This is a genomic window from Aneurinibacillus sp. Ricciae_BoGa-3 (assembly GCF_028421645.1).
In the GTDB taxonomy this organism is placed as follows: domain Bacteria; phylum Bacillota; class Bacilli; order Aneurinibacillales; family Aneurinibacillaceae; genus Aneurinibacillus_B.
Genome location: NZ_CP116887.1, coordinates 54,409 through 75,000, shown reverse-complemented (window position 1 = coordinate 75,000; position 20,592 = coordinate 54,409). Strand labels below are relative to the sequence as shown.

The window sequence follows — 20,592 nt, the reverse complement described above, 5'->3', positions numbered from 1 at the left end:
ATCGTGGCCAGTTCCACACATAACCGAACAGTGATACTCAAATGTACCCGGCTTGTCTGCGATAAACTCCGCAGTCTGATTCCCTTGGAGATTTACATTATACTCAGGAATCTGCAGCCCATGATAACCATCAACACTTGCCAGTGTAACCTTAACTTTGTCCCCTTTTTTGACATGAATCTCTTTTTTATCAAACGCAAAATTCTTTGCTGTAATCTTAACCACTTCTGTTTTGCCTGTAAAAGCTTTACTGCCTGAAGATGGGGCAGTTGGAGCAGAGGAATTATCAGGCTGTTTCGTACTAGTCCCACAAGCGCTTAACATAGAAACCGTTAATGCAGAAATTGCAAATAAAATCGCCGTTTTCTTTTTCATTCTAGTACCTCCATTCGTCACAATCACCAAAAAAGTTGTTCTACTTTACATACAATCGATAAAGTTTTAAAGATATAAACTCTAAAAATCTACTACCTATCATTGTATCCGCCTTCGTTTATTTTAAACTTTTATTTATCGTAAACCAAACATTAGCTGCCAGCAATCCTAGTAACAGAAAACCCAGCCATTGAAATTGTACATAAATAAATAACGCGACCAAAGCAGCTAGCCCTCCAAAGATGATCTGCTGTTTGTAGGTGACAGGCGAAGTAGGGGGATCAGTCAGCATAAAAAAGGCTAAGAATAACGTCGAGTTTACATAAGGTGTCCGTAAAGCATCTAACGCATCTCCAACATTAAATAGGCCCATAAATAAAACTACCAGAAAATAGACACCCAGAAAAGCAAAAACAAGTGGGAATTTATTAATCCGTTTGGTGATCATAAATCCGCCTACTAATAAGAAAACAATACACCATCCCGGTAATTCGGGAAGTGCGGCCCACCAGCTTTGGCCTGCTGACAAAAAGCAGGCAGCAAATAACCCAAAAGCTGCCGGATTGAAGATCGGCTTCCTTTTTAGCTTAAACAAGTGCTTAGAAATAATGCCAAACATCGAAGTTACAACAGTTAAATACCAAGGAGTTGCGGGGCTTAGTATAATACCGATAATCAGTCCGGTAATAACGGATCCATCCGGAAAAATGCGTTTTCTGTTTTGCCGAAGGGCGAAGAGCACATCTAGCAGTACCGCAGTAAAAACGGCAATACCTACATTTTTGAAGCCTGCAAAATCGTTAGAGCCAAATCCAGCTATAACACTCAGGATGAGGACCACCATAAGAACATAGCCTTTTGGGGTCTTCAAATAGGACGAAGGGAGCCAATTGAAGGTCGGTTTGGGTTGACTTACTAAACTCATAACAAATAGTTTTCCATCTCTTTCGTAAAGTGTACATCCAAAGAGGGTGAAATTAAAACGCCCCCTAATTCCGATTCTTCTAATAGCTGGATTCCTGGCTCTTTACCTAGAATGAAAACGGCCGTAGATAAGGCATCTGCCATCATTGCAAAAGGGGCCAACACTGTACAACTGACCAATTCGTTTTGGGGTTCGTTTGTTTTTGGGTTGATTAAATGGTGAATATGATCGTTCACGGGACTTTTTCGTTCATAGCTGCCCGAAGTGCAAACTGCCATATTAGAAAGTTGTACAGAGCATATCGTTTCATCCCGGTTCAGCGGATGTTGGATGCCAATTTTCCACAGTTCATCCCGTTCACTGGTCCCACTCACAAATACATCCCCTCCTGCGTCAATAACAAAACCGTCAAAATGAGTCAACGCTCTTGAAGCCAAATCAACGGCGAATCCCTTTGCCACCGCTCCAAGGTCCATAATTAAGGGTTGCTTCAGACAAATGGTTTTGTTTTTTTCATCCAGGACAATGTCCTTATAACTAACTGATGAATTCGATTCCCATACCGAGATGATGTGCTCACCCGTTAAATAATGACGGTTAAATCCCCGCTCCTCCATTGCTTTCCCTACTGTAGGGTCAAACGCCCCCCCTGTAAGATTGGCAATTTCAATTGCGAAATGAATGGCATCAAATAATAGAGGGTTGACTGCCACAGGGATATTTATTGTTTGTGATAATTGCATAATTGCGCTTTGTTCATCAAAGCGGCTGCATAACGTTTCAATTAATCTAAATGCTTCAAAAGCCTTTGCCATCGATGCCTGCGCTTGTTGTTCTGAGTAAGAAGAGGAAATAACGGTAATCGAAACAGTGGTATCCATAAAAAGAACCGTCTTTTTAAAAGTATCTCTACGCAATACGCATCCTCCTCTAACCACTCATGGCTTGCTGAAGGGCTTCATCTACAGCCGCCTGAAAATCCTCTGTACTTCTTGTTGCACCCGATACCACGTCTACATTTGAGCTTTGTCTTCCCACCACTTGCCTGGGTAAATCACTTACGTAAGACTCTGGATAGCTGGTGGTACAGTTGGTGATTTCAACAGTGCTTATTTTTCCATTTTTAATGCTGACAGCTACTTCAATCGAGCCAATATGGTTGCTTCCCTGGCCATGATAAGTTCCGTCCCGATATTTAGCCTTTGTACCTGAAGAACCGATAGAAGAAGCTGCAGGCACCGTTTCTGGCTGGACAGATGAGGCACCCGTGATTTTTTGATTGATTGCTGTGACTTCTTTGGTGTGTAGTTCTGTAACAACGTACCCCGAAGTATATATAACGCCAACTGCTACCGAGCAAACCGCTATCAAACGGTTACTCATTTTATTACCATTATGGTTTTTGTTTGCTGACATGCAATTTTTACCCGCCTAATTAGTACAATTTAATTTCTTCGTAAAATGATACATGTTGAGAATGAAAAAATAGTGAAACCAGTAGCTGCAGCTTGAACATTTTTGTGGTGTAGATACACACCTGCTGGTTTATTGGCTACTTATAAAACAAAGAAAAATGGAGATTCTCTAAGAATGGCAATTCTTTTAGCACTTTATTAGGATAGGAAGGCTGAATTTGGTTATTATACAATTTTATGCGTGTTTTGTTTTTTAAAATCGCCCACTTATAATGAGTTACATGAAAACAACTACAAATTCGGCTTAATTCCGGATATCCGGAAGCGGAGGAACCAATCAATTGGGGTTAATCCTTACTCGTTGTAAGGAGGGATGAGAGTATACTCTTTCGCCATCCTACCCGTCAGCTAACTTCGTCAGCTAAAGCGAAGGAGGTCTAAGGACCATCCAAAGGAAGGGCTTTTTTTATTTCGCCTGCTCTTTCCTGTGCTATGGTCTTTTTTATATGCCAAAAAGGGGGCGCTAAAAGCAATAAAAAATGCGAAGGGATTAATAAATAACGACGATAAGCAGAAAATAAAAAAACTGATAAGTAGTAGGAGCTGGAAACACAATGAAAATCAAACATTTTTTATTCGGACGCCCACTTTCAACAGAAGCACTTCAGGATGAAAGGATGCCAAAGTGGATGGCGCTTCCCATCCTATCTTCCGACGCCTTGTCGTCCGTTGCGTACGGGACGGAATCGATATTAATTGCCCTTGTTTCTTATGGTGTAGCGGCCAGGTGGTTCAGTCTCCCCATCGCACTGGTTATTGTGCTTCTGCTTTTTACCCTGATCATCTCATATCGGCAGGTTATTAACGGGTACCCGAAAGGTGGCGGCGCTTATGCGGTAGCAAAAGAAAACTTTAATCCACTCCTGGCATTAGTTGCCTGCGCGGCGCTTCTAGTCGATTATACGTTAACGGTAGCCGTATCTTCGACAGCAGGTGTCGCAGCCATCACATCGGCCTTTCCACAGCTCGTACCCTGGAACGTTGTACTCTCCGTACTTGGTGTTTTACTTGTAGCGTTTATCAATATGCGGGGCTTGCGTGAGGCCGGTACCATTTTTGCCTTTCCAACCTACTTCTTTATCCTAAACATTTTTGTACTATTGATTGCAGGTTTGTTTCAGGTGCTGATGCATGGCGTTCCTTCGGCATCCATTCCTATGCCGGCACACATTCCGCAAGGGGTGACGCTCTATGTCCTACTCCGGGCGTTTTCATCCGGCTGTTCGGCTTTAACAGGGGTCGAGGCCGTCTCCAATGCGACGCCCGCCTTTCGTGATCCTACAGTGAAAAATGCCAAGGGCACTCTTTTATATCTGGGTATTTTGTTATTTATTATGTTTCTTGGCATTACCCTCTTAGCAAATATGTATGCTATTGCGCCATCGCCGACAGGAAATCCAACCGTCCTAGCTCAGGTGGCGGCTCATCTTTTTGGCCATTCATGGCTGTTTTATTCCGTACAATTCTCAACGGCCCTTGTTCTGTTCCTTGCAACGAATACGGCCTTCTCCGGTTTTCCGCTACTGGCTTCTATCGTAGCACAGGACGGTTATATGCCCCGGCAGTTCTCTGCCAGAGGTGATCGGCTTTCGTTGAATTTTGGCATTATAGTACTTTCACTTATGTCGATTCTGTTGATTGTCGGATTTAACGCCAAGACAGATGCCCTTGTTCCCTTGTACGCGATTGGTGTCTTTCTTTCCTTTACCATTGCGCAAACAGGTATGGTTAAAAAATGGATGAAAGAAATGCCCGCTGGTTGGAGGGCGAAAGTATTTATCAATGGCCTCGGTGCCATCATGTCCTTTTCCGTTGTTATCATTTCCCTTGTAGAAAAGTTCTCCGCAGGAGCCTGGACCATTGCCATTATCATCCCGGTTCTTGTATGGGTCATGTTTAAAATCAAACACCATTATGCAAGTGTTGCCAGACAGTTAAAAATGGACATTGATGAACCACTTACGCTGAAGAGAACACTTATGATTGTTCCGGTTGGAGGCATTAACCGCGTGGTTCGAAATTCGCTTGAATATGCATTAGAGTCAAGCCCGGCAGAACAAATTGTCGCGTTCCATGTCGCTCTTAATAAAGAGGAAGAGGAAAAGTTCAAGGAAAAATGGAAAGCATGGGATATAGACATCCGGTTAGAGACCTTTTATTCCCGTTATCGAAGCATTAAAGGTCCTCTGCTCCGATTTATTGACCAGGTACAGCGCCGGGCAGGCGATAAGTTCGAGATAACCGTCGTACTCCCAATATTTATCACGAGGAAGAGGTGGCAGAGGGCTCTGCATAACCAATCCGCCTACTTTATTGAGCGGGCGCTGTTGAGACGAAAAGATATTATCCTTGTTAAGGTACCTTTTCATTTACATTCGTAACGCTATTTTGTACATCATGAAGAACCGTTTCTATTTCGGAAACGGCTCTTTCTTTTGAGACCTTATATTAAACCCTCTCGTTTCAAACAGGTTTAAGGAAGGAAGGAAGTAAATAAATGCAAAATCCCCTCCAAAAAGGAAGGGATTGATGCAAATTAAACAATACTATTTGGATAATTCATTATACCAGACCGAGTTAAGATTTAAAAGTTTTTGATTTAGCCTGCCCCTAGTCTTTTATTTTATTAACGAAGAATGGTTTGGTGCTTGATGTTGTGCAACACAGGCTTTATTGGGAATATCATTATCAAAACAAAATATTTAAAAAACAATTTTTATACAAATAACTTGAATTATAATCATTAATTATGATACGATATTAAATTTGCTATTATTTTTCATGTGAGGTATCCTTAAGGAAGGTACTTAGTGGAGGTGGATTTTTTGTTTCAAATTGGCGACAACATTGTTTATCCAATGCATGGTGCAGGTGTAATTGAAGCCATAGAGGAAAAGGAAATCCTAGGAGAGAAACAGCGGTATTATGTAATAAACATGCCAATTGGTAAGCTTCAAATAATGGTTCAGATGGGAAAGGAATTAAATGTAGGTTTACGTTTGGCCGTCGATATACTGACATTAGAAAGCGCATTGCTCGTTTTTCATAATGAAGAGTCAAATCCGTCACTCCCTTGGAACCAAAGATATCGCATAAATATGGATAAAATGCGAACAGGCGATCTACAAGAAGGTGCTGAAGTAGTTCGTGATTTAAAGCGCAGAAACAATGTAAAAGTGCTTAACACAAGCGAAAAAAGAATGCTCGATAATGCATGGGGAATTTTAATTAGTGAACTGGTACTAGTCAAAGAGTGCACTGAAAAGCAGGCATCTGATTTTTTAAATCAACAAGTAAATAGATAAGAACGCCATGCTAAAAAGTTCTTTCAAATTAAATAGATTTTTTATAGTAAGAGAACAAATAGCCTCGGGCTATTTTTTTTGTTGCTTTTGAGCAATATTAACCATGCTAACCTCTCTTAATCGTTCTACAAACTGGTGCATTTTTGCACTTCTAATGGCTAACCTTTCTGCTTCGTTTGGGAATTGCTTTAGCGATCCTTGAGCTAATTTAGCAAGTTCCCTAGCTTTATTTTCAATTCCTGTATTGATATCAAGTAGCGTGTCAACATACATCTCGTCTTGTAACCACTTAATTAACTGCACCTCTGCTTCCGTCAATAAAACTCCATCTATTTTGGTCAACTGGTAACCTCCTCTCGATTATTCCTATTAGCAATTAGAAAACTTAGCTATCACCAAGCCTTTGGCGCAGGCAGTTAGCCTTCAAGTTGCATCTGTGTGTAAGAAAGGTTCATACTTTTTTATACATCAAAAAGGCTGCTAACATTGTTGTTAACAGCCTAACCATTTACAGTTTATAACTTCACAACGTTTGCAGCTTGAGCTCCGCGATTACCTTGAGTAATGTCAAAACTTACTCGCTGGCCTTCTTCAAGAGATTTAAATCCATCACCAGTGATTGCAGAAAAATGTACAAATACATCTTCTCCACCTTCAACTTCGATAAACCCAAAACCTTTTTCTGCATTAAACCATTTTACTGTACCTGTGTTCATTAAGAACCTCCAAAAGATATATTATAATATGCTGTTGATATTTACCGTAGAAAATAAAAATTCACATATTATCACGCGACATATACATCGAATATATAACACCTGATAACATGTGAATTATAAACATCAATACATATTTAAGCCTTTAATTAAACATAACATATGTATTCCCAAATAACAACAAGTAAATATTATTCTACTCCGTCTTTAAATACTATCTGATGTTTACTGCACCACACATGAATCACTAGAATAACTAAGCATTATGCCCAGTTTGTTTGATGCTTGAATGTAAACGCGCGGTCTAATTACAATGTTGGTTAAATTACGGAAATTGGTAAATACTAATGCCCGAGTAACTTGTTTTTCATGGTGTTCCTCCTTTAACACGTTATCGAACAACCTCATCTCTTCCATAATGGTTAGCCATTTGTAAAATTCCCGTATAACACAAAAGGGGAATCATTTTTTTAATAGAAATAAACGGTAGGAGGTGAAAAAATATGAATGCTATCGAAAGCACACTTCAAAAAATAAATCAAAACCGCAATTTAGTCCGAATCGAATATGGAGTTAATTCTTATGTAGACGGATATATCACTTATTCTGATAGGGATTTTATCTACTTAAAGGAAGATAGCGAATCTAAATACCCGGAAAGGGAAAACATCTTTCCCATGTCATCCATTAACAGGATTATATTATTAAACACTGATGACGACAAAAAAAATACGCAAAAACCGGGATTCCTGTAGCCATTAGAAGCGTTAATCCCCTTAAAATTTTTGGGAAATAACAAAGAAGCCATCTTACAAGTAGATGGCTTCTTTGTTTATTAAAAATCATATAAGAACGAAGTTAATGTAACATTTGATTGGATTGGAATCAATACAGGAGTCTGAACCATGCCCCATACAATTTTGCACTATGTATTAGTTGCACCCTAACGGGTACTACTGATTTCATTCTTTGCCAAGGTGATTATCAACGTAGGTTGAATGAATAATTTGGTTGCGGGGACAGGACTTGAACCTGTGACCTTCGGGTTATGAGCCCGACGAGCTGCCGACTGCTCCACCCCGCGATAATAGCTCCGCAGACCAACTGCTTTAACAACTGACCTACTTACAGATCAAACTCTTTGCACCTTCAAAACTGAATTGGAAGGAACGATGCGTTAGGAATTCCTTAAAATTTGGGTTAAGCCCTCGACCTATTAGTATTCGTCAGCTCCATGCGTTGCCGCACTTCTACCCCGAACCTATCTACCTCATCATCTATAAGGGGTCTTACCAGCTTATGCTGTGGGAAATCTCATCTTGAGGGGGGCTTCACGCTTAGATGCTTTCAGCGCTTATCCCGGCCGCACATAGCTACCCAGCGATGCTCCTGGCGGAACAACTGGTGCACCAGCGGTGCGTCCATCCCGGTCCTCTCGTACTAAGGACAGCTCCTCTCAAATTTCCTGCGCCCACGACAGATAGGGACCGAACTGTCTCACGACGTTCTGAACCCAGCTCGCGTACCGCTTTAATGGGCGAACAGCCCAACCCTTGGGACCTACTTCAGCCCCAGGATGCGATGAGCCGACATCGAGGTGCCAAACCTCCCCGTCGATGTGGACTCTTGGGGGAGATAAGCCTGTTATCCCCAGGGTAGCTTTTATCCGTTGAGCGATGGCCCTTCCATGCGGAACCACCGGATCACTAAGCCCGACTTTCGTCCCTGCTCGACTTGTAGGTCTCGCAGTCAAGCTCCCTTGTGCCTTTACACTCTGCGAATGATTTCCAACCATTCTGAGGGAACCTTTGGGCGCCTCCGTTACACTTTAGGAGGCGACCGCCCCAGTCAAACTGCCCACCTGACACGGTCCTCCATCCCGATAAGGGATGCGAGTGAGAAGGCCGGCATAATCAGGGTGGTATCCCAAGGATGCCTCCACCGAACCTGGCGGTCCGGGTTCAAAGGCTCCCACCTATCCTGTACAAATCATACCAGCATTCAATATCAAGCTGCAGTAAAGCTCCATGGGGTCTTTCCGTCTTGTCGCGGGTAACCTGCATCTTCACAGGTAGTATGATTTCACCGAGTCTCTTGCCGAGACAGTGCCCAAGTCGTTACGCCTTTCGTGCGGGTCGGAACTTACCCGACAAGGAATTTCGCTACCTTAGGACCGTTATAGTTACGGCCGCCGTTTACTGGGGCTTCGGTTCACAGCTTCGCGCTTGCGCGCTAACCGCTCCCCTTAACCTTCCAGCACCGGGCAGGCGTCAGCCCCTATACTTCGCCTTGCGGCTTCGCAGAGACCTGTGTTTTTGCTAAACAGTCGCTTGGGCCTTTTCACTGCGGCCCCCTCACGCTTATCACGCTAGCGGGGCACCCCTTCTCCCGAAGTTACGGGGTCATTTTGCCGAGTTCCTTAGCAAGAGTTTTCTCGCGCGCCTTAGGATTCTCTCCTCGCCTACCTGTGTCGGTTTGCGGTACGGGTACCTTACTTCTCGCTAGAAGCTTTTCTTGGCAGTGTGAGATCAGGAACTTCGGTACTTAAATTTCCCTCGCCATCACAACCCGGCGTTACAGTGTACGGATTTGCCTATACACACGCCTCATTGTTTGGACAGACATAACCAGCAGTCTGCTTACCTTACCCTCCTGCGTCCCTCCGTCACTATACCCATGAAAGTGATGAAAAGGCTTTGAAGCAGATTCATTTACTTTCATGGGGCCCCTCATTATATAAAGGGCTGGGCGAAGTAGAGGTAGTACAGGAATTTCCACCTGTTGTCCATCGCCTACGCCTTTCGGCCTCGGCTTAGGTCCCGACTAACCCTGAGAGGACGAGCCTTCCTCAGGAACCCTTAGGCTTTCGGCGGAAGGGATTCTCACCCTTCTTTTCGCTACTTACACCGGCATTCTCACTTCCTGCCGCTCCACCCGTCCTTCCGGTCGAGCTTCACCGCTGCAGGAACGCTCCCCTACCCCTGACACCTACGGTGTCAAGCCACAGCTTCGGTACTTCACTTAGCCCCGTTACATTTTCCGCGCAGAGTCACTCGACCAGTGAGCTATTACGCACTCTTTAAATGGTGGCTGCTTCTAAGCCAACATCCTGGTTGTCTGGGCAACTCCACATCGTTTCCCACTTAGTGAAGATTTAGGGACCTTAGCTGGTGGTCTGGGCTGTTTCCCTTTTGACTACGGATCTTAGCACTCGCAGTCTGACTCCCGGATATCTGTAGCCGGCATTCGGAGTTTGACTGAATTTGGTACCCCGCGAGGGGCCCGCATCCAATCAGTGCTCTACCTCCGGTACAGTAAATCCGAGGCTAGCCCTAAAGCTATTTCGGGGAGAACCAGCTATCTCCGAGTTCGATTGGAATTTCTCCGCTACCCACACCTCATCCCCGCACTTTTCAACGTGCGTGGGTTCGGGCCTCCAGTGCGTGTTACCGCACCTTCACCCTGGACATGGGTAGATCACACGGTTTCGGGTCTACGGCTGCGTACTGAATCGCCCTGTTCAGACTCGCTTTCGCTGCGGCTCCGGCTTCTCACCTTAACCTTGCACGCAACCGTAACTCGCCGGTTCATTCTACAAAAGGCACGCCGTCACACAGTTAATGTGCTCCGACTAATTGTAGGCACACGGTTTCAGGTTCTCTTTCACTCCCCTCCCGGGGTGCTTTTCACCTTTCCCTCACGGTACTGGTTCACTATCGGTCGCCAGGTAGTATTTAGCCTTGGGAGATGGTCCTCCCAGCTTCCCACGAGGTTTCACGTGTCTCGCGGTACTCAGGGTACGTCTCGGAGAGACAGCCATTTCGATTACAGGGTTGTTACCTTCTGTGACGGGCCTTTCCAGGCCGCTTCATCTATGACCGTCTTTTGTAACTCCATATGAGACGCCCTACAACCCCGGAAGGCGAACCTTCCGGTTTGGGCTTCTCCGCGTTCGCTCGCCGCTACTTACGGAATCACTATTGTTTTCTGTTCCTCAGGGTACTTAGATGTTTCAGTTCCCCTGGTCTGCCTCTACCTGCCCTATGGATTCAGGCAGGAGTACGATCCCATTACGAATCGTGGGTTTCCCCATTCGGACATCTCCGGATTAACGCTTGCTTACAGCTCCCCGGAGCATTTCGCAGTTCGCCACGTCCTTCTTCGGCTCCTGGCGCCTAGGCATCCACCGTGTGCCCTTCATAGCTTAACCTCTGGTTTCCAATCAAGCGTCCTGATCAACGTCGATCTTCTGCGTTGCGTTGTCCCTGCGCTGCTCACGTATCAAAATCATACGCTCCGCTGCTCGGTCCTGCCGCGCCTTGAATCTCTCGTTTCTCATGCCGCTTTCTTTCATGGAAATCCGGTTTCACCTAAAAGGTTTTTACAATTGGATTTTCCTATTGCGCATTGTTTCTTCCATGATTCAGTTTTCAAAGTGCAATGTGACAGCAACCGTTAGGTTGCCGGCCTGGCAATGTCCTACTCTCCCAGGGCGTTGCCGCCCAAGTACCATCGGCGCTGAAGGACTTAACTTCTGTGTTCGGGATGGGAACAGGTGTGACCCCTTCGCCATAACTGCCAGACAGCAAGATACTTAGTGTATCTCATTTTGTATTCAATTCCAAGAAGAAGTTCCTGGAAAACTGAACAGTGAAAGTGCCAGTGTGCCGATTCTCCATAGAAAGGAGGTGATCCATCCGCACCTTCCGGTACGGATACCTTGTTACGACTTCACCCCAATCATCTGCCCCACCTTCGGCGGCTGGCTCCTTACGGTTACCTCACCGACTTCGGGTGTTGCAAACTCTCGTGGTGTGACGGGCGGTGTGTACAAGACCCGGGAACGTATTCACCGCGGCATGCTGATCCGCGATTACTAGCGATTCCGGCTTCATGCAGGCGAGTTGCAGCCTGCAATCCGAACTGAGAATGGTTTTTAGGGATTGGCATACTCTCGCGAGTTAGCAGCCCGTTGTACCATCCATTGTAGCACGTGTGTAGCCCAGGACATAAGGGGCATGATGATTTGACGTCATCCCCACCTTCCTCCGTCTTGTCGACGGCAGTCTCCCTAGAGTGCCCAACTGAATGCTGGCAACTAAGGACAAGGGTTGCGCTCGTTGCGGGACTTAACCCAACATCTCACGACACGAGCTGACGACAACCATGCACCACCTGTCACCGCTGTCCCGAAGGAAGCCTCTGTCTCCAGAGGGGTCAGCGGGATGTCAAGCCCTGGTAAGGTTCTTCGCGTTGCTTCGAATTAAACCACATGCTCCACCGCTTGTGCGGGTCCCCGTCAATTCCTTTGAGTTTCAGCCTTGCGGCCGTACTCCCCAGGCGGAGTGCTTATTGCGTTAGCTGCGGCACTGAGGATTGGAGTCCCCAACACCTAGCACTCATCGTTTACGGCGTGGACTACCAGGGTATCTAATCCTGTTTGCTCCCCACGCTTTCGCGCCTCAGCGTCAGTTACAGACCAGAGAGTCGCCTTCGCCACTGGTGTTCCTCCACATCTCTACGCATTTCACCGCTACACGTGGAATTCCACTCTCCTCTTCTGCACTCAAGCCTCCCAGTTTCAGGTGGCCCTCCACGGTTGAGCCGTGGGCTTTCACACCTGACTTAAGAAACCGCCTGCGCGCGCTTTACGCCCAATAATTCCGGACAACGCTTGCCCCCTACGTATTACCGCGGCTGCTGGCACGTAGTTAGCCGGGGCTTTCTCGTCAGGTACCGTCAGACCGGGAGGTCTTCCCGGCGGTTCTTCCCTGACAACAGAGCTTTACGATCCGAAAACCTTCATCGCTCACGCGGCGTTGCTCCGTCAGACTTTCGTCCATTGCGGAAGATTCCCTACTGCTGCCTCCCGTAGGAGTCTGGGCCGTGTCTCAGTCCCAGTGTGGCCGATCACCCTCTCAGGTCGGCTACGCATCGTCGCCTTGGTAGGCCACTACCCCACCAACTAGCTAATGCGCCGCGGGCCCATCTGTAAGTGTCCGAAAACTTTCCATCCAGAACCATGCGGTTCTGAATCCTATCCGGTATTAGCTTCGGTTTCCCGAAGTTATCCCAGGCTTACAGGCAGGTTGCCCACGTGTTACTCACCCGTCCGCCGCTAACTTTGAAAAGCAAGCTTCTCAAAGTCCGCTCGACTTGCATGTATTAGGCACGCCGCCAGCGTTCGTCCTGAGCCAGGATCAAACTCTCCAAAAAGGTTCGATGCTGTTCGCTCATACGAGCTGGTCTTACTTTAAAATCCAGAATTGAATTCTGGGTCAATCGCACATTTGGCATTTCACTGTTCAGTTTTCAAGGAACTCTATCAGTCAGCCTCTCAATCAGCGGCGACTTAACTATCTTATAACATTTTACCTTATCAATCAACAACTTATTTTTTCCAATTCATGTTGTGTTTAAACAAAAAAAGTAGCCATTGAATTGATAGACCTAAATAATATCACTTTTTATGTACATGTGCAATAATAAATTTCTCGGTCAACTCAAGTTAGAACAAGGGAAGGCCATCAGTTTCAATACTGTTATGATTGTGACGAACCGATTAAATTCTGAATGTTTTAGAAGATGTTGACCAAGTTCTCTTGGATAAGTTGAAACAAAAAATAAAGGATTTAAATGGTAATCCCAATTGTATCCGGATGTTGAAAGTTTAAATCATACTCTTTTGCTGCATTTATCATCTGCTTTCTCATCTCGCTAATCTTTGTAGTGACAGAGACGACCATTATCTTCATTCCCTTTTTTGTTTAATGCCTAATAAAGTTAAAATTTACTTTTACCCTAATCAATGCAAAATTTACATTTTACTTTAATAAAAAATACCCGCCACCGATAAAGGTAGCGGGTTTGATTGCACTTGTATAACCTTTGCATTTAATGACAGCCATGCGCCCTACTTCTTTTTCATGCTGGTTTCCCATGTAATTTGAGGCTCAGACGGATGCGGGTCATTTGCCTTGAGGAATTGCTGCAAACCTGCCAAGTCATCAGTGTTTATCATATCAACACCTGCATTCAAAAGTTCATGCCAGATAGCTTCTCTTTCAGGGGAGGAGCTGTCTGGAGTAGCCCAGAAGCGAACTTTCTGACCCTTAGCATGAGCTGCGGAAATGATGCTATGGAGTTTATCTTGTTCCTCTTTAGGCATTTGCCCTTTTCCCATCCAGGTAAATTGGTTTGTCCAGTTGTCACTGATGAGGGGAATAAACTGATTCGAAGCATTTGAACCCAGATCGCTCATACGTCCGTCATAGGCTGCATATCGAACAGGTTGATTCTCCATAAGCGTACGCGCACGGTTGCCTGAAACAATAACGGTTATGGCACCAGGTTTCACCCCTGAAGGCGTGAATTTTGTAATCATACTCTGATAACGACGAAGCTGTTCATCTAGAACGCGATACGTAGAAGCGGCCTCAGACTTAACATCAACCAGCAGGGTTACATCATGCTTATAGTTAGGATAGACCCATCCATGATTACCGTTGACTCTTTCTTTCAACGGATCAAGATAAAGGGATTTTAATGTATGTTCTGGACGTACATCTTTGAGATCGTGGGCAACAAGTAACTCTCCGTTCACAAGCCAGACGTCGGCTTCAACGCTTGTAAATCCATGCGCTATTGCATCTGTTAACGGAAGCGTATGCTCGTAGTCATTATGAGCATGGGTTCTCGCAAGAGGTAAAACCGACTCTTGGTGTGAAGAGGTAGAAGCAGCAGAACAAACACTTGAAAGGGGCATTATACATGCGGCAAATACCAAGGTTAACGCCAACAACAATTTTTTCATAGATTTTTCACCTCTGAGTTAAAATTATTTTGTGGAGTTCAACCGTTCGACTATCATACTATACTTACACCGCTAAAATTCAAAGACGATATGTAAAAGAATTACAATGCTAATAAATATTTTACAACCTCTTCATAAGAGCTTTTACATTTTTACACTCGCAACTGGTATTAACTCCGTCACCGAAGTACGACCATCCTCCAAGCCCCAGCGAATGCCATTGGTGAATGGCTGCATGTAGCAGCCATTCTATCCTGTAATTTTTTGTAAGTTAAATATGCCGCGATACCAAGAATAAATCCCCGTTCACTTTACAATGCACGGGGATTTTCTTTCATTTTTATCTAACTTTAACAGGCTTTCAGGCCATCATTTGTTCCCTTTGGCCATTTTTCTAAGCGTTAGTGCTGATGATTGTCATTGTGATTGCCGTTTGGATTGCCCTGTTCTTCCGCATCCCCGTTATGTTTCGTAGTTGGTATGCCTGGCAATCCGCTGATATAACCAATCGCACCGGAACGTTTATTATCAAAGTTCTCATTGATATGTTTAATAACTTCTGCCTTCAACTCCTCAGGCATTTTAAATTTATCAAGCTCATCCCCTGGATGCTGGAAATTACTCATCACATATTTAAAACCATTTAGATTATCCACTGCCTGTAATCCGGTTGCTTCACCACCTGCCGGAACAGAGAGAATGCGGGAGAGCTTACCTGTATCCACGTTGTATGCCCATACAAAGTTATTCGTATGCATTCCGCTGTCTTCACCGATAAACAGGGTCCGTAAGTCTTCAGAGAAGGAAAGGTTATCTGTATTGGCCACTTTATTCGGGTCCGCCGTATTCCCTATTGCATCAGGACTTGCAAGATCTTGTCCCACAACCAATCCTTTGATCGTGGATGGAACATATTTGCTCTGAATCTCTTTACCGGACTTATCCTTTTGACTCGCTTCCATCTTAAGTTCATACGTTACGCCCGCTTTGATTTTTGGCAGTTGAATATCATCCTGGGCTTCACCTTTTGCATCCTTTTCCATGCCGCCTTCTACATAAGACATAGCTATGTATAGCTTATTGTCTTTTGCGTTTATTGTTACGCCTTCCATTTTATTGAATTCGGATGTTGCACCCAGGATTGCGCCATATCGTCGGGATTCCAAAAAGGCAGCGGCTTTTTCCATCCCGGGTTTTATCTTTAACCATTCCAGCTTTCCACTTGGATACGACTTGATCTTAGTGAAGCCTGGAGTATCCTTCTCAGCCGTTTCGAATATATCACTAAACTTGATCCCTTTATCAATAAATTGCTTCACTTCGTTATCCGTTGCATGACCAAGCCGAATCCATTTCAGATTTGCCGAACCGCCGTTTTGATCAGAAGTTTGCATCCATTTGGCCGCATACAAAGTACCAGCAGATAAATCCTGGGCTTTATCTGCTACATACATAAACATCATCGTGTTGCCGCCGTCATCGCCAAAAAGAACAGTCTTTTTGTCAGGTGCAACTTTTCCTAATTCATGTGAGAAGCGTCCCAAGCTATAATGTTTGACAACACTTGTTGACTGATCAGCATGTACAGTAACTTCCGGTATATAACCGTATGAATAAGGATTACCTACCTTTTTTTCGTCTTGAAAATAGTTTTTTGTAAAGGAGGAGACATAGGTTTGGGATGAATCCTTTTCGTAAGCACGTGCATCCGGTTCATACTCTTCACTGCTAAGATGCGTATTCCATGGTGTTAAAGATCCATTACAAGGAATCCAAAGCCCTCCTACTGATGAAAAATCAACTTTTTTCAAATCGGTAACCCTGAGTTCGCCTGTGTTTTTGTTTTGGTCAATTGTGCTTAAGCCCATAGAGGCCGGTACAACACCATAGGCACTTTTACCAGCGTTATCGCTTGTTATGTATTCATAATGCGTAATGAGAGAAAGAGGATTTCCGCCCTTTCCAGTCGGAGCGGCCCCATTTATTTTCATTAAGCTATTTGAGTCCGGGCTATCTGAAACAAAAGGAACGGGGTTCCCGGGAACACTGTTATCCATAATTGGCTTTCCGTGTACATCGAGGGCCGCCCCTGCCTGGACTCCGTTTATTTTCGCTGTTGATTTCATCAACGTTTTATAAGCGAGAGGAAATATTTTTTTCGTTCCATTCGTATAGGTAACCTGAACTTTGGCCGTTGAGTAAACCTTAGCCATATCTTCAGCCGTAGCGGGTGCATTCATGCCCACAAATTCAACAGATTTGACTTTCGCCGATGCATTATTTGCCGCCTGTGCAGGTGAAACTGCTGGTACTAAAACAGCCATACTTAAAATAGAAACAATTATGCCTTTTTTCTTGAACGTTTTTTTATCCATGAGACAAACCCCTTTTCTTCCTGATTGAAGTATTTTTACTTTTCCATAAATTACTGTGTATGAACTTCATTATAGGGAATGTCCATTAATGCAGTATTAATGTTAAATTAATCTTTTGTTCATTTAATGTTAATTATTTTCTAATTTAATTCTAATGAATTTATCGTTTTATTTTTGTCTCCATAAACGCGAAAAACGTCTCCTTTCATCGCTTATCACTTAGATAAGAAACAAAAGGAGACGTTTATGAATGTTTTCATAGTGAGCCGTAGGGGACTCGAATTCCCAAGTGCTGGCGGGAAAGCCATGTGAGTAAGCCGCTTTTCCAATGGACCAGGACATAAAACAAGCCCCTGCTTTTTAGCAGAGGCCTCTATCTCAAACGGTTTGTACCTTGAAAACTGAACTGGAAGTAACTATGCGTTAGGAATTCCTTAAAATTTGGGTTAAGCCCTCGACCGATTAGTATTCGTCAGCTCCATGCGTTGCCACACTTCTACCCCGAACCTATCTACCTCATCATCTATAAGGGGTCTTACCAGCTTATGCTGTGGGAAATCTCATCTTGAGGGGGGCTTCACGCTTAGATGCTTTCAGCGCTTATCCCGGCCGCACATAGCTACCCAGCGATGCTCCTGGCGGAACAACTGGTGCACCAGCGGTGCGTCCATCCCGGTCCTCTCGTACTAAGGACAGCTCCTCTCAAATTTCCTGCGCCCACGACAGATAGGGACCGAACTGTCTCACGACGTTCTGAACCCAGCTCGCGTACCGCTTTAATGGGCGAACAGCCCAACCCTTGGGACCTACTTCAGCCCCAGGATGCGATGAGCCGACATCGAGGTGCCAAACCTCCCCGTCGATGTGGACTCTTGGGGGAGATAAGCCTGTTATCCCCAGGGTAGCTTTTATCCGTTGAGCGATGGCCCTTCCATGCGGAACCACCGGATCACTAAGCCCGACTTTCGTCCCTGCTCGACTTGTAGGTCTCGCAGTCAAGCTCCCTTGTGCCTTTACACTCTGCGAATGATTTCCAACCATTCTGAGGGAACCTTTGGGCGCCTCCGTTACACTTTAGGAGGCGACCGCCCCAGTCAAACTGCCCACCTGACACGGTCCTCCATCCCGATAAGGGATGCGAGTGAGAAGGCCGGCATAATCAGGGTGGTATCCCAAGGATGCCTCCACCGAACCTGGCGGTCCGGGTTCAAAGGCTCCCACCTATCCTGTACAAATCATACCAGCATTCAATATCAAGCTGCAGTAAAGCTCCATGGGGTCTTTCCGTCTTGTCGCGGGTAACCTGCATCTTCACAGGTAGTATGATTTCACCGAGTCTCTTGCCGAGACAGTGCCCAAGTCGTTACGCCTTTCGTGCGGGTCGGAACTTACCCGACAAGGAATTTCGCTACCTTAGGACCGTTATAGTTACGGCCGCCGTTTACTGGGGCTTCGGTTCACAGCTTCGCGCTTGCGCGCTAACCGCTCCCCTTAACCTTCCAGCACCGGGCAGGCGTCAGCCCCTATACTTCGCCTTGCGGCTTCGCAGAGACCTGTGTTTTTGCTAAACAGTCGCTTGGGCCTTTTCACTGCGGCCCCCTCACGCTTATCACGCTAGCGGGGCACCCCTTCTCCCGAAGTTACGGGGTCATTTTGCCGAGTTCCTTAGCAAGAGTTTTCTCGCGCGCCTTAGGATTCTCTCCTCGCCTACCTGTGTCGGTTTGCGGTACGGGTACCTTACTTCTCGCTAGAAGCTTTTCTTGGCAGTGTGAGATCAGGAACTTCGGTACTTAAATTTCCCTCGCCATCACAACCCGGCGTTACAGTGTACGGATTTGCCTATACACACGCCTCATTGCTTGGACAGACATAACCAGCAGTCTGCTTGCCTTACCCTCCTGCGTCCCTCCGTTGCTCAAACGAAGTAGAGGTAGTACAGGAATTTCCACCTGTTGTCCATCGCCTACGCCTTTCGGCCTCGGCTTAGGTCCCGACTAACCCTGAGAGGACGAGCCTTCCTCAGGAACCCTTAGGCTTTCGGCGGAAGGGATTCTCACCCTTCTTTTCGCTACTTACACCGGCATTCTCACTTCCTGCCGCTCCACCCGTCCTTCCGGTCGAGCTTCACCGCTGCAGGAACGCTCCCCTACCCCTGACACCTACGGTGTCAAGCCACAGCTTCGGTACTTCACTTAGCCCCGTTACATTTTCCGCGCAGAGTCACTCGACCAGTGAGCTATTACGCACTCTTTAAATGGTGGCTGCTTCTAAGCCAACATCCTGGTTGTCTGGGCAACTCCACATCGTTTCCCACTTAGTGAAGATTTAGGGACCTTAGCTGGTGGTCTGGGCTGTTTCCCTTTTGACTACGGATCTTAGCACTCGCAGTCTGACTCCCGGATATCTGTAGCCGGCATTCGGAGTTTGACTGAATTTGGTACCCCGCGAGGGGCCCGCATCCAATCAGTGCTCTACCTCCGGTACAGTAAATCCGAGGCTAGCCCTAAAGCTATTTCGGGGAGAACCAGCTATCTCCGAGTTCGATTGGAATTTCTCCGCTACCCACACCTCATCCCCGCACTTTTCAACGTGCGTGGGTTCGGGCCTCCAGTGCGTGTTACCGCACCTTCACCCTGGACATGGGTAGATCACACGGTTTCGGGTCTACGGCTGCGTACTGAATCGCCCTGTTCAGACTCGCTTTCGCTGCGGCTCCGGCTTCTCACCTTAACCTCGCACGCAACCGTAACTCGCCGGTTCATTCTACAAAAGGCACGCCGTCACACAGTTAATTTGCTCCGACTAGTTGTAGGCACACGGTTTCAGGTTCTCTTTCACTCCCCTCCCGGGGTGCTTTTCACCTTTCCCTCACGGTACTGGTTCACTATCGGTCGCCAGGTAGTATTTAGCCTTGGGAGATGGTCCTCCCAGCTTCCCACGAGGTTTCACGTGTCTCGCGGTACTCAGGGTACGTCTCGGAGAGACGGCCATTTCGATTACAGGGTTGTTACCTTCTGTGACGGGCCTTTCCAGGCCGCTTCATCTATGACCGTCTTTTGTAACTCCATGTGAGACGCCCTACAACCCCGGAAGGCGAACCTTCCGGTTTGGGCTTCTCCGCGTTCGCTCGCCGCTACTTACGGAATCACTATTGTTTTCTGTTCCTCAGGGTACTTAGATGTTTCAGTTCCCCTGGTCTGCCTCTACCTGCCCTATGGATTCAGGCAGGAGTACGATCCCATTACGAATCGTGGGTTTCCCCATTCGGACATCTCCGGATTAACGCTTGCTTACAGCTCCCCGGAGCATTTCGCAGTTCGCCACGTCCTTCTTCGGCTCCTGGCGCCTAGGCATCCACCGTGTGCCCTTTATAGCTTAACCTCTGGTTTCCAATCAAGCGTCCTGATCAACGTCGATCTTCTGCGTTGCGTTGTCCCTGCGCTGCTCACGTATCAAAATCATACGCTCCGCTGCTCGGTCCTGCCTGAATCTCTCGTTTCTCATGCCGCTTTCTTTCATGGAAATCCGGTTTCACCTAAAAGGTTTTTACAATTGGATTTTCCTATTGCGCATTGTTTCTTCCATGATTCAGTTTTCAAAGTGCAATG

The 20,592-nt window shown here is 45.9% G+C and carries 12 protein-coding genes, 1 tRNA gene, 4 rRNA genes and 1 riboswitch (1 of these 18 only partly in view); of the genes, 3 read left to right on the top strand and 14 right to left on the bottom strand.

The features are described 5' to 3' along the window. The 4 genes from PP175_RS00345 to PP175_RS00330 all read right to left on the bottom strand — a co-directional run. A protein-coding gene (locus PP175_RS00345) for a cupredoxin domain-containing protein (protein WP_272440966.1) crosses the window boundary here: on the bottom strand, positions 1-375 show its 5' portion. 30 nt of this gene lie to the left of the window's left edge; the window shows 375 of its 405 coding nt (coding positions 1-375); the start codon lies at positions 373-375; its stop codon lies off the left edge, out of view. A 118-nt stretch (positions 376-493) separates the two neighbouring features. Then, positions 494-1,300 (bottom strand): RnfABCDGE type electron transport complex subunit D, encoded by an 807-nt coding sequence (locus PP175_RS00340; protein WP_272440965.1) that lies wholly within the window; start codon positions 1,298-1,300, stop codon positions 494-496. Next, positions 1,297-2,217 carry an FAD:protein FMN transferase gene (locus tag PP175_RS00335; protein ID WP_272440963.1) on the bottom strand — a complete coding sequence of 307 codons (921 nt, stop codon included), beginning with the start codon at positions 2,215-2,217 and terminating at the stop codon, positions 1,297-1,299. Before PP175_RS00335 ends, PP175_RS00340 begins: the two co-directional genes overlap by 4 nt. Positions 2,218-2,230: 13 nt before the next feature. Beyond that, positions 2,231-2,716, bottom strand: coding sequence for an FMN-binding protein (locus PP175_RS00330; RefSeq protein WP_272440962.1), 486 nt, complete (start codon positions 2,714-2,716; stop codon positions 2,231-2,233). Between the two features lie 290 nt (positions 2,717-3,006). Beyond that, positions 3,007-3,153: riboswitch (cyclic di-AMP (ydaO/yuaA leader) on the top strand. 176 nt (positions 3,154-3,329) lie between these two features. Between PP175_RS00330 and PP175_RS00325 the strand changes: the two genes are divergently transcribed. Beyond that, positions 3,330-5,156, top strand: a complete 1,827-nt coding sequence (locus PP175_RS00325) for an APC family permease (protein ID WP_272440961.1) — start codon at positions 3,330-3,332, stop codon at positions 5,154-5,156. Between the two features lie 429 nt (positions 5,157-5,585). After that, on the top strand, positions 5,586-6,080 hold the full coding sequence (locus PP175_RS00320; RefSeq protein ID WP_272440960.1) for a CarD family transcriptional regulator: 495 nt from the start codon (positions 5,586-5,588) through the stop codon (positions 6,078-6,080). A gap of 69 nt (positions 6,081-6,149) precedes the next feature. Here PP175_RS00320 and PP175_RS00315 read toward each other — a convergent pair whose 3' ends face one another. Next, positions 6,150-6,422 carry a hypothetical protein gene (locus PP175_RS00315; RefSeq protein WP_272440959.1) on the bottom strand — a complete coding sequence of 91 codons (273 nt, stop codon included), beginning with the start codon at positions 6,420-6,422 and terminating at the stop codon, positions 6,150-6,152. Between the two features lie 173 nt (positions 6,423-6,595). After that, the gene (locus PP175_RS00310) at positions 6,596-6,796 is read right to left on the bottom strand and encodes a cold-shock protein (protein WP_272440957.1); all 201 of its coding nucleotides are present in this window, start codon (positions 6,794-6,796) and stop codon (positions 6,596-6,598) included. 503 nt (positions 6,797-7,299) lie between these two features. Here PP175_RS00310 and PP175_RS00305 point away from each other — a divergent pair. Continuing rightward, positions 7,300-7,551: a hypothetical protein gene (locus PP175_RS00305; protein ID WP_272440955.1), complete on the top strand. Its 252-nt coding sequence runs from the start codon at positions 7,300-7,302 to the stop codon at positions 7,549-7,551. A gap of 253 nt (positions 7,552-7,804) precedes the next feature. Here the strand turns inward: PP175_RS00305 and PP175_RS00300 are convergent. From PP175_RS00300 to PP175_RS00270, 8 genes are all read right to left on the bottom strand, one after another. Further along, a tRNA-Met gene (locus tag PP175_RS00300) sits at positions 7,805-7,880 on the bottom strand. 112 nt (positions 7,881-7,992) lie between these two features. Then, positions 7,993-11,006, bottom strand: a 23S ribosomal RNA gene (locus tag PP175_RS00295). A gap of 256 nt (positions 11,007-11,262) precedes the next feature. Continuing rightward, positions 11,263-11,379: ribosomal RNA gene (gene rrf, locus PP175_RS00290) — 5S ribosomal RNA — on the bottom strand. 98 nt (positions 11,380-11,477) lie between these two features. After that, positions 11,478-13,012: ribosomal RNA gene (locus PP175_RS00285) — 16S ribosomal RNA — on the bottom strand. Together the 16S, 23S and 5S rRNA genes with 1 tRNA gene alongside form the textbook arrangement of a ribosomal RNA operon. 416 nt (positions 13,013-13,428) lie before the next feature. Further along, on the bottom strand, positions 13,429-13,542 hold the full coding sequence (locus tag PP175_RS29795) for a Spo0E family sporulation regulatory protein-aspartic acid phosphatase (protein ID WP_442870407.1): 114 nt from the start codon (positions 13,540-13,542) through the stop codon (positions 13,429-13,431). 167 nt (positions 13,543-13,709) lie between these two features. Then, on the bottom strand, positions 13,710-14,609 hold the full coding sequence (locus tag PP175_RS00280; protein ID WP_272440954.1) for a phosphatidylinositol-specific phospholipase C/glycerophosphodiester phosphodiesterase family protein: 900 nt from the start codon (positions 14,607-14,609) through the stop codon (positions 13,710-13,712). A gap of 401 nt (positions 14,610-15,010) precedes the next feature. Then, on the bottom strand, positions 15,011-16,984 hold the full coding sequence (locus PP175_RS00275; protein WP_272440953.1) for a PhoX family protein: 1,974 nt from the start codon (positions 16,982-16,984) through the stop codon (positions 15,011-15,013). A gap of 442 nt (positions 16,985-17,426) precedes the next feature. Beyond that, a 23S ribosomal RNA gene (locus tag PP175_RS00270) occupies positions 17,427-20,365 on the bottom strand. Between the last annotated feature and the right edge of the window lie 227 nt (positions 20,366-20,592).

Coding starts and splice junctions, on each gene's coding strand:
- PP175_RS00340 (WP_272440965.1), bottom strand. CDS start 1,300: ATGAGTTTAGTAAGTCAACCCAAACCGACCTTCAATTGGCTCCCTTCG.
- PP175_RS00330 (WP_272440962.1), bottom strand. CDS start 2,716: ATGTCAGCAAACAAAAACCATAATGGTAATAAAATGAGTAACCGTTTG.
- PP175_RS00325 (WP_272440961.1), top strand. CDS start 3,330: ATGAAAATCAAACATTTTTTATTCGGACGCCCACTTTCAACAGAAGCA.
- PP175_RS00310 (WP_272440957.1), bottom strand. CDS start 6,796: ATGAACACAGGTACAGTAAAATGGTTTAATGCAGAAAAAGGTTTTGGG.
- PP175_RS00305 (WP_272440955.1), top strand. CDS start 7,300: ATGAATGCTATCGAAAGCACACTTCAAAAAATAAATCAAAACCGCAAT.
- PP175_RS29795 (WP_442870407.1), bottom strand. CDS start 13,542: ATGGTCGTCTCTGTCACTACAAAGATTAGCGAGATGAGAAAGCAGATG.
- PP175_RS00280 (WP_272440954.1), bottom strand. CDS start 14,609: ATGAAAAAATTGTTGTTGGCGTTAACCTTGGTATTTGCCGCATGTATA.
- PP175_RS00275 (WP_272440953.1), bottom strand. CDS start 16,984: ATGGATAAAAAAACGTTCAAGAAAAAAGGCATAATTGTTTCTATTTTA.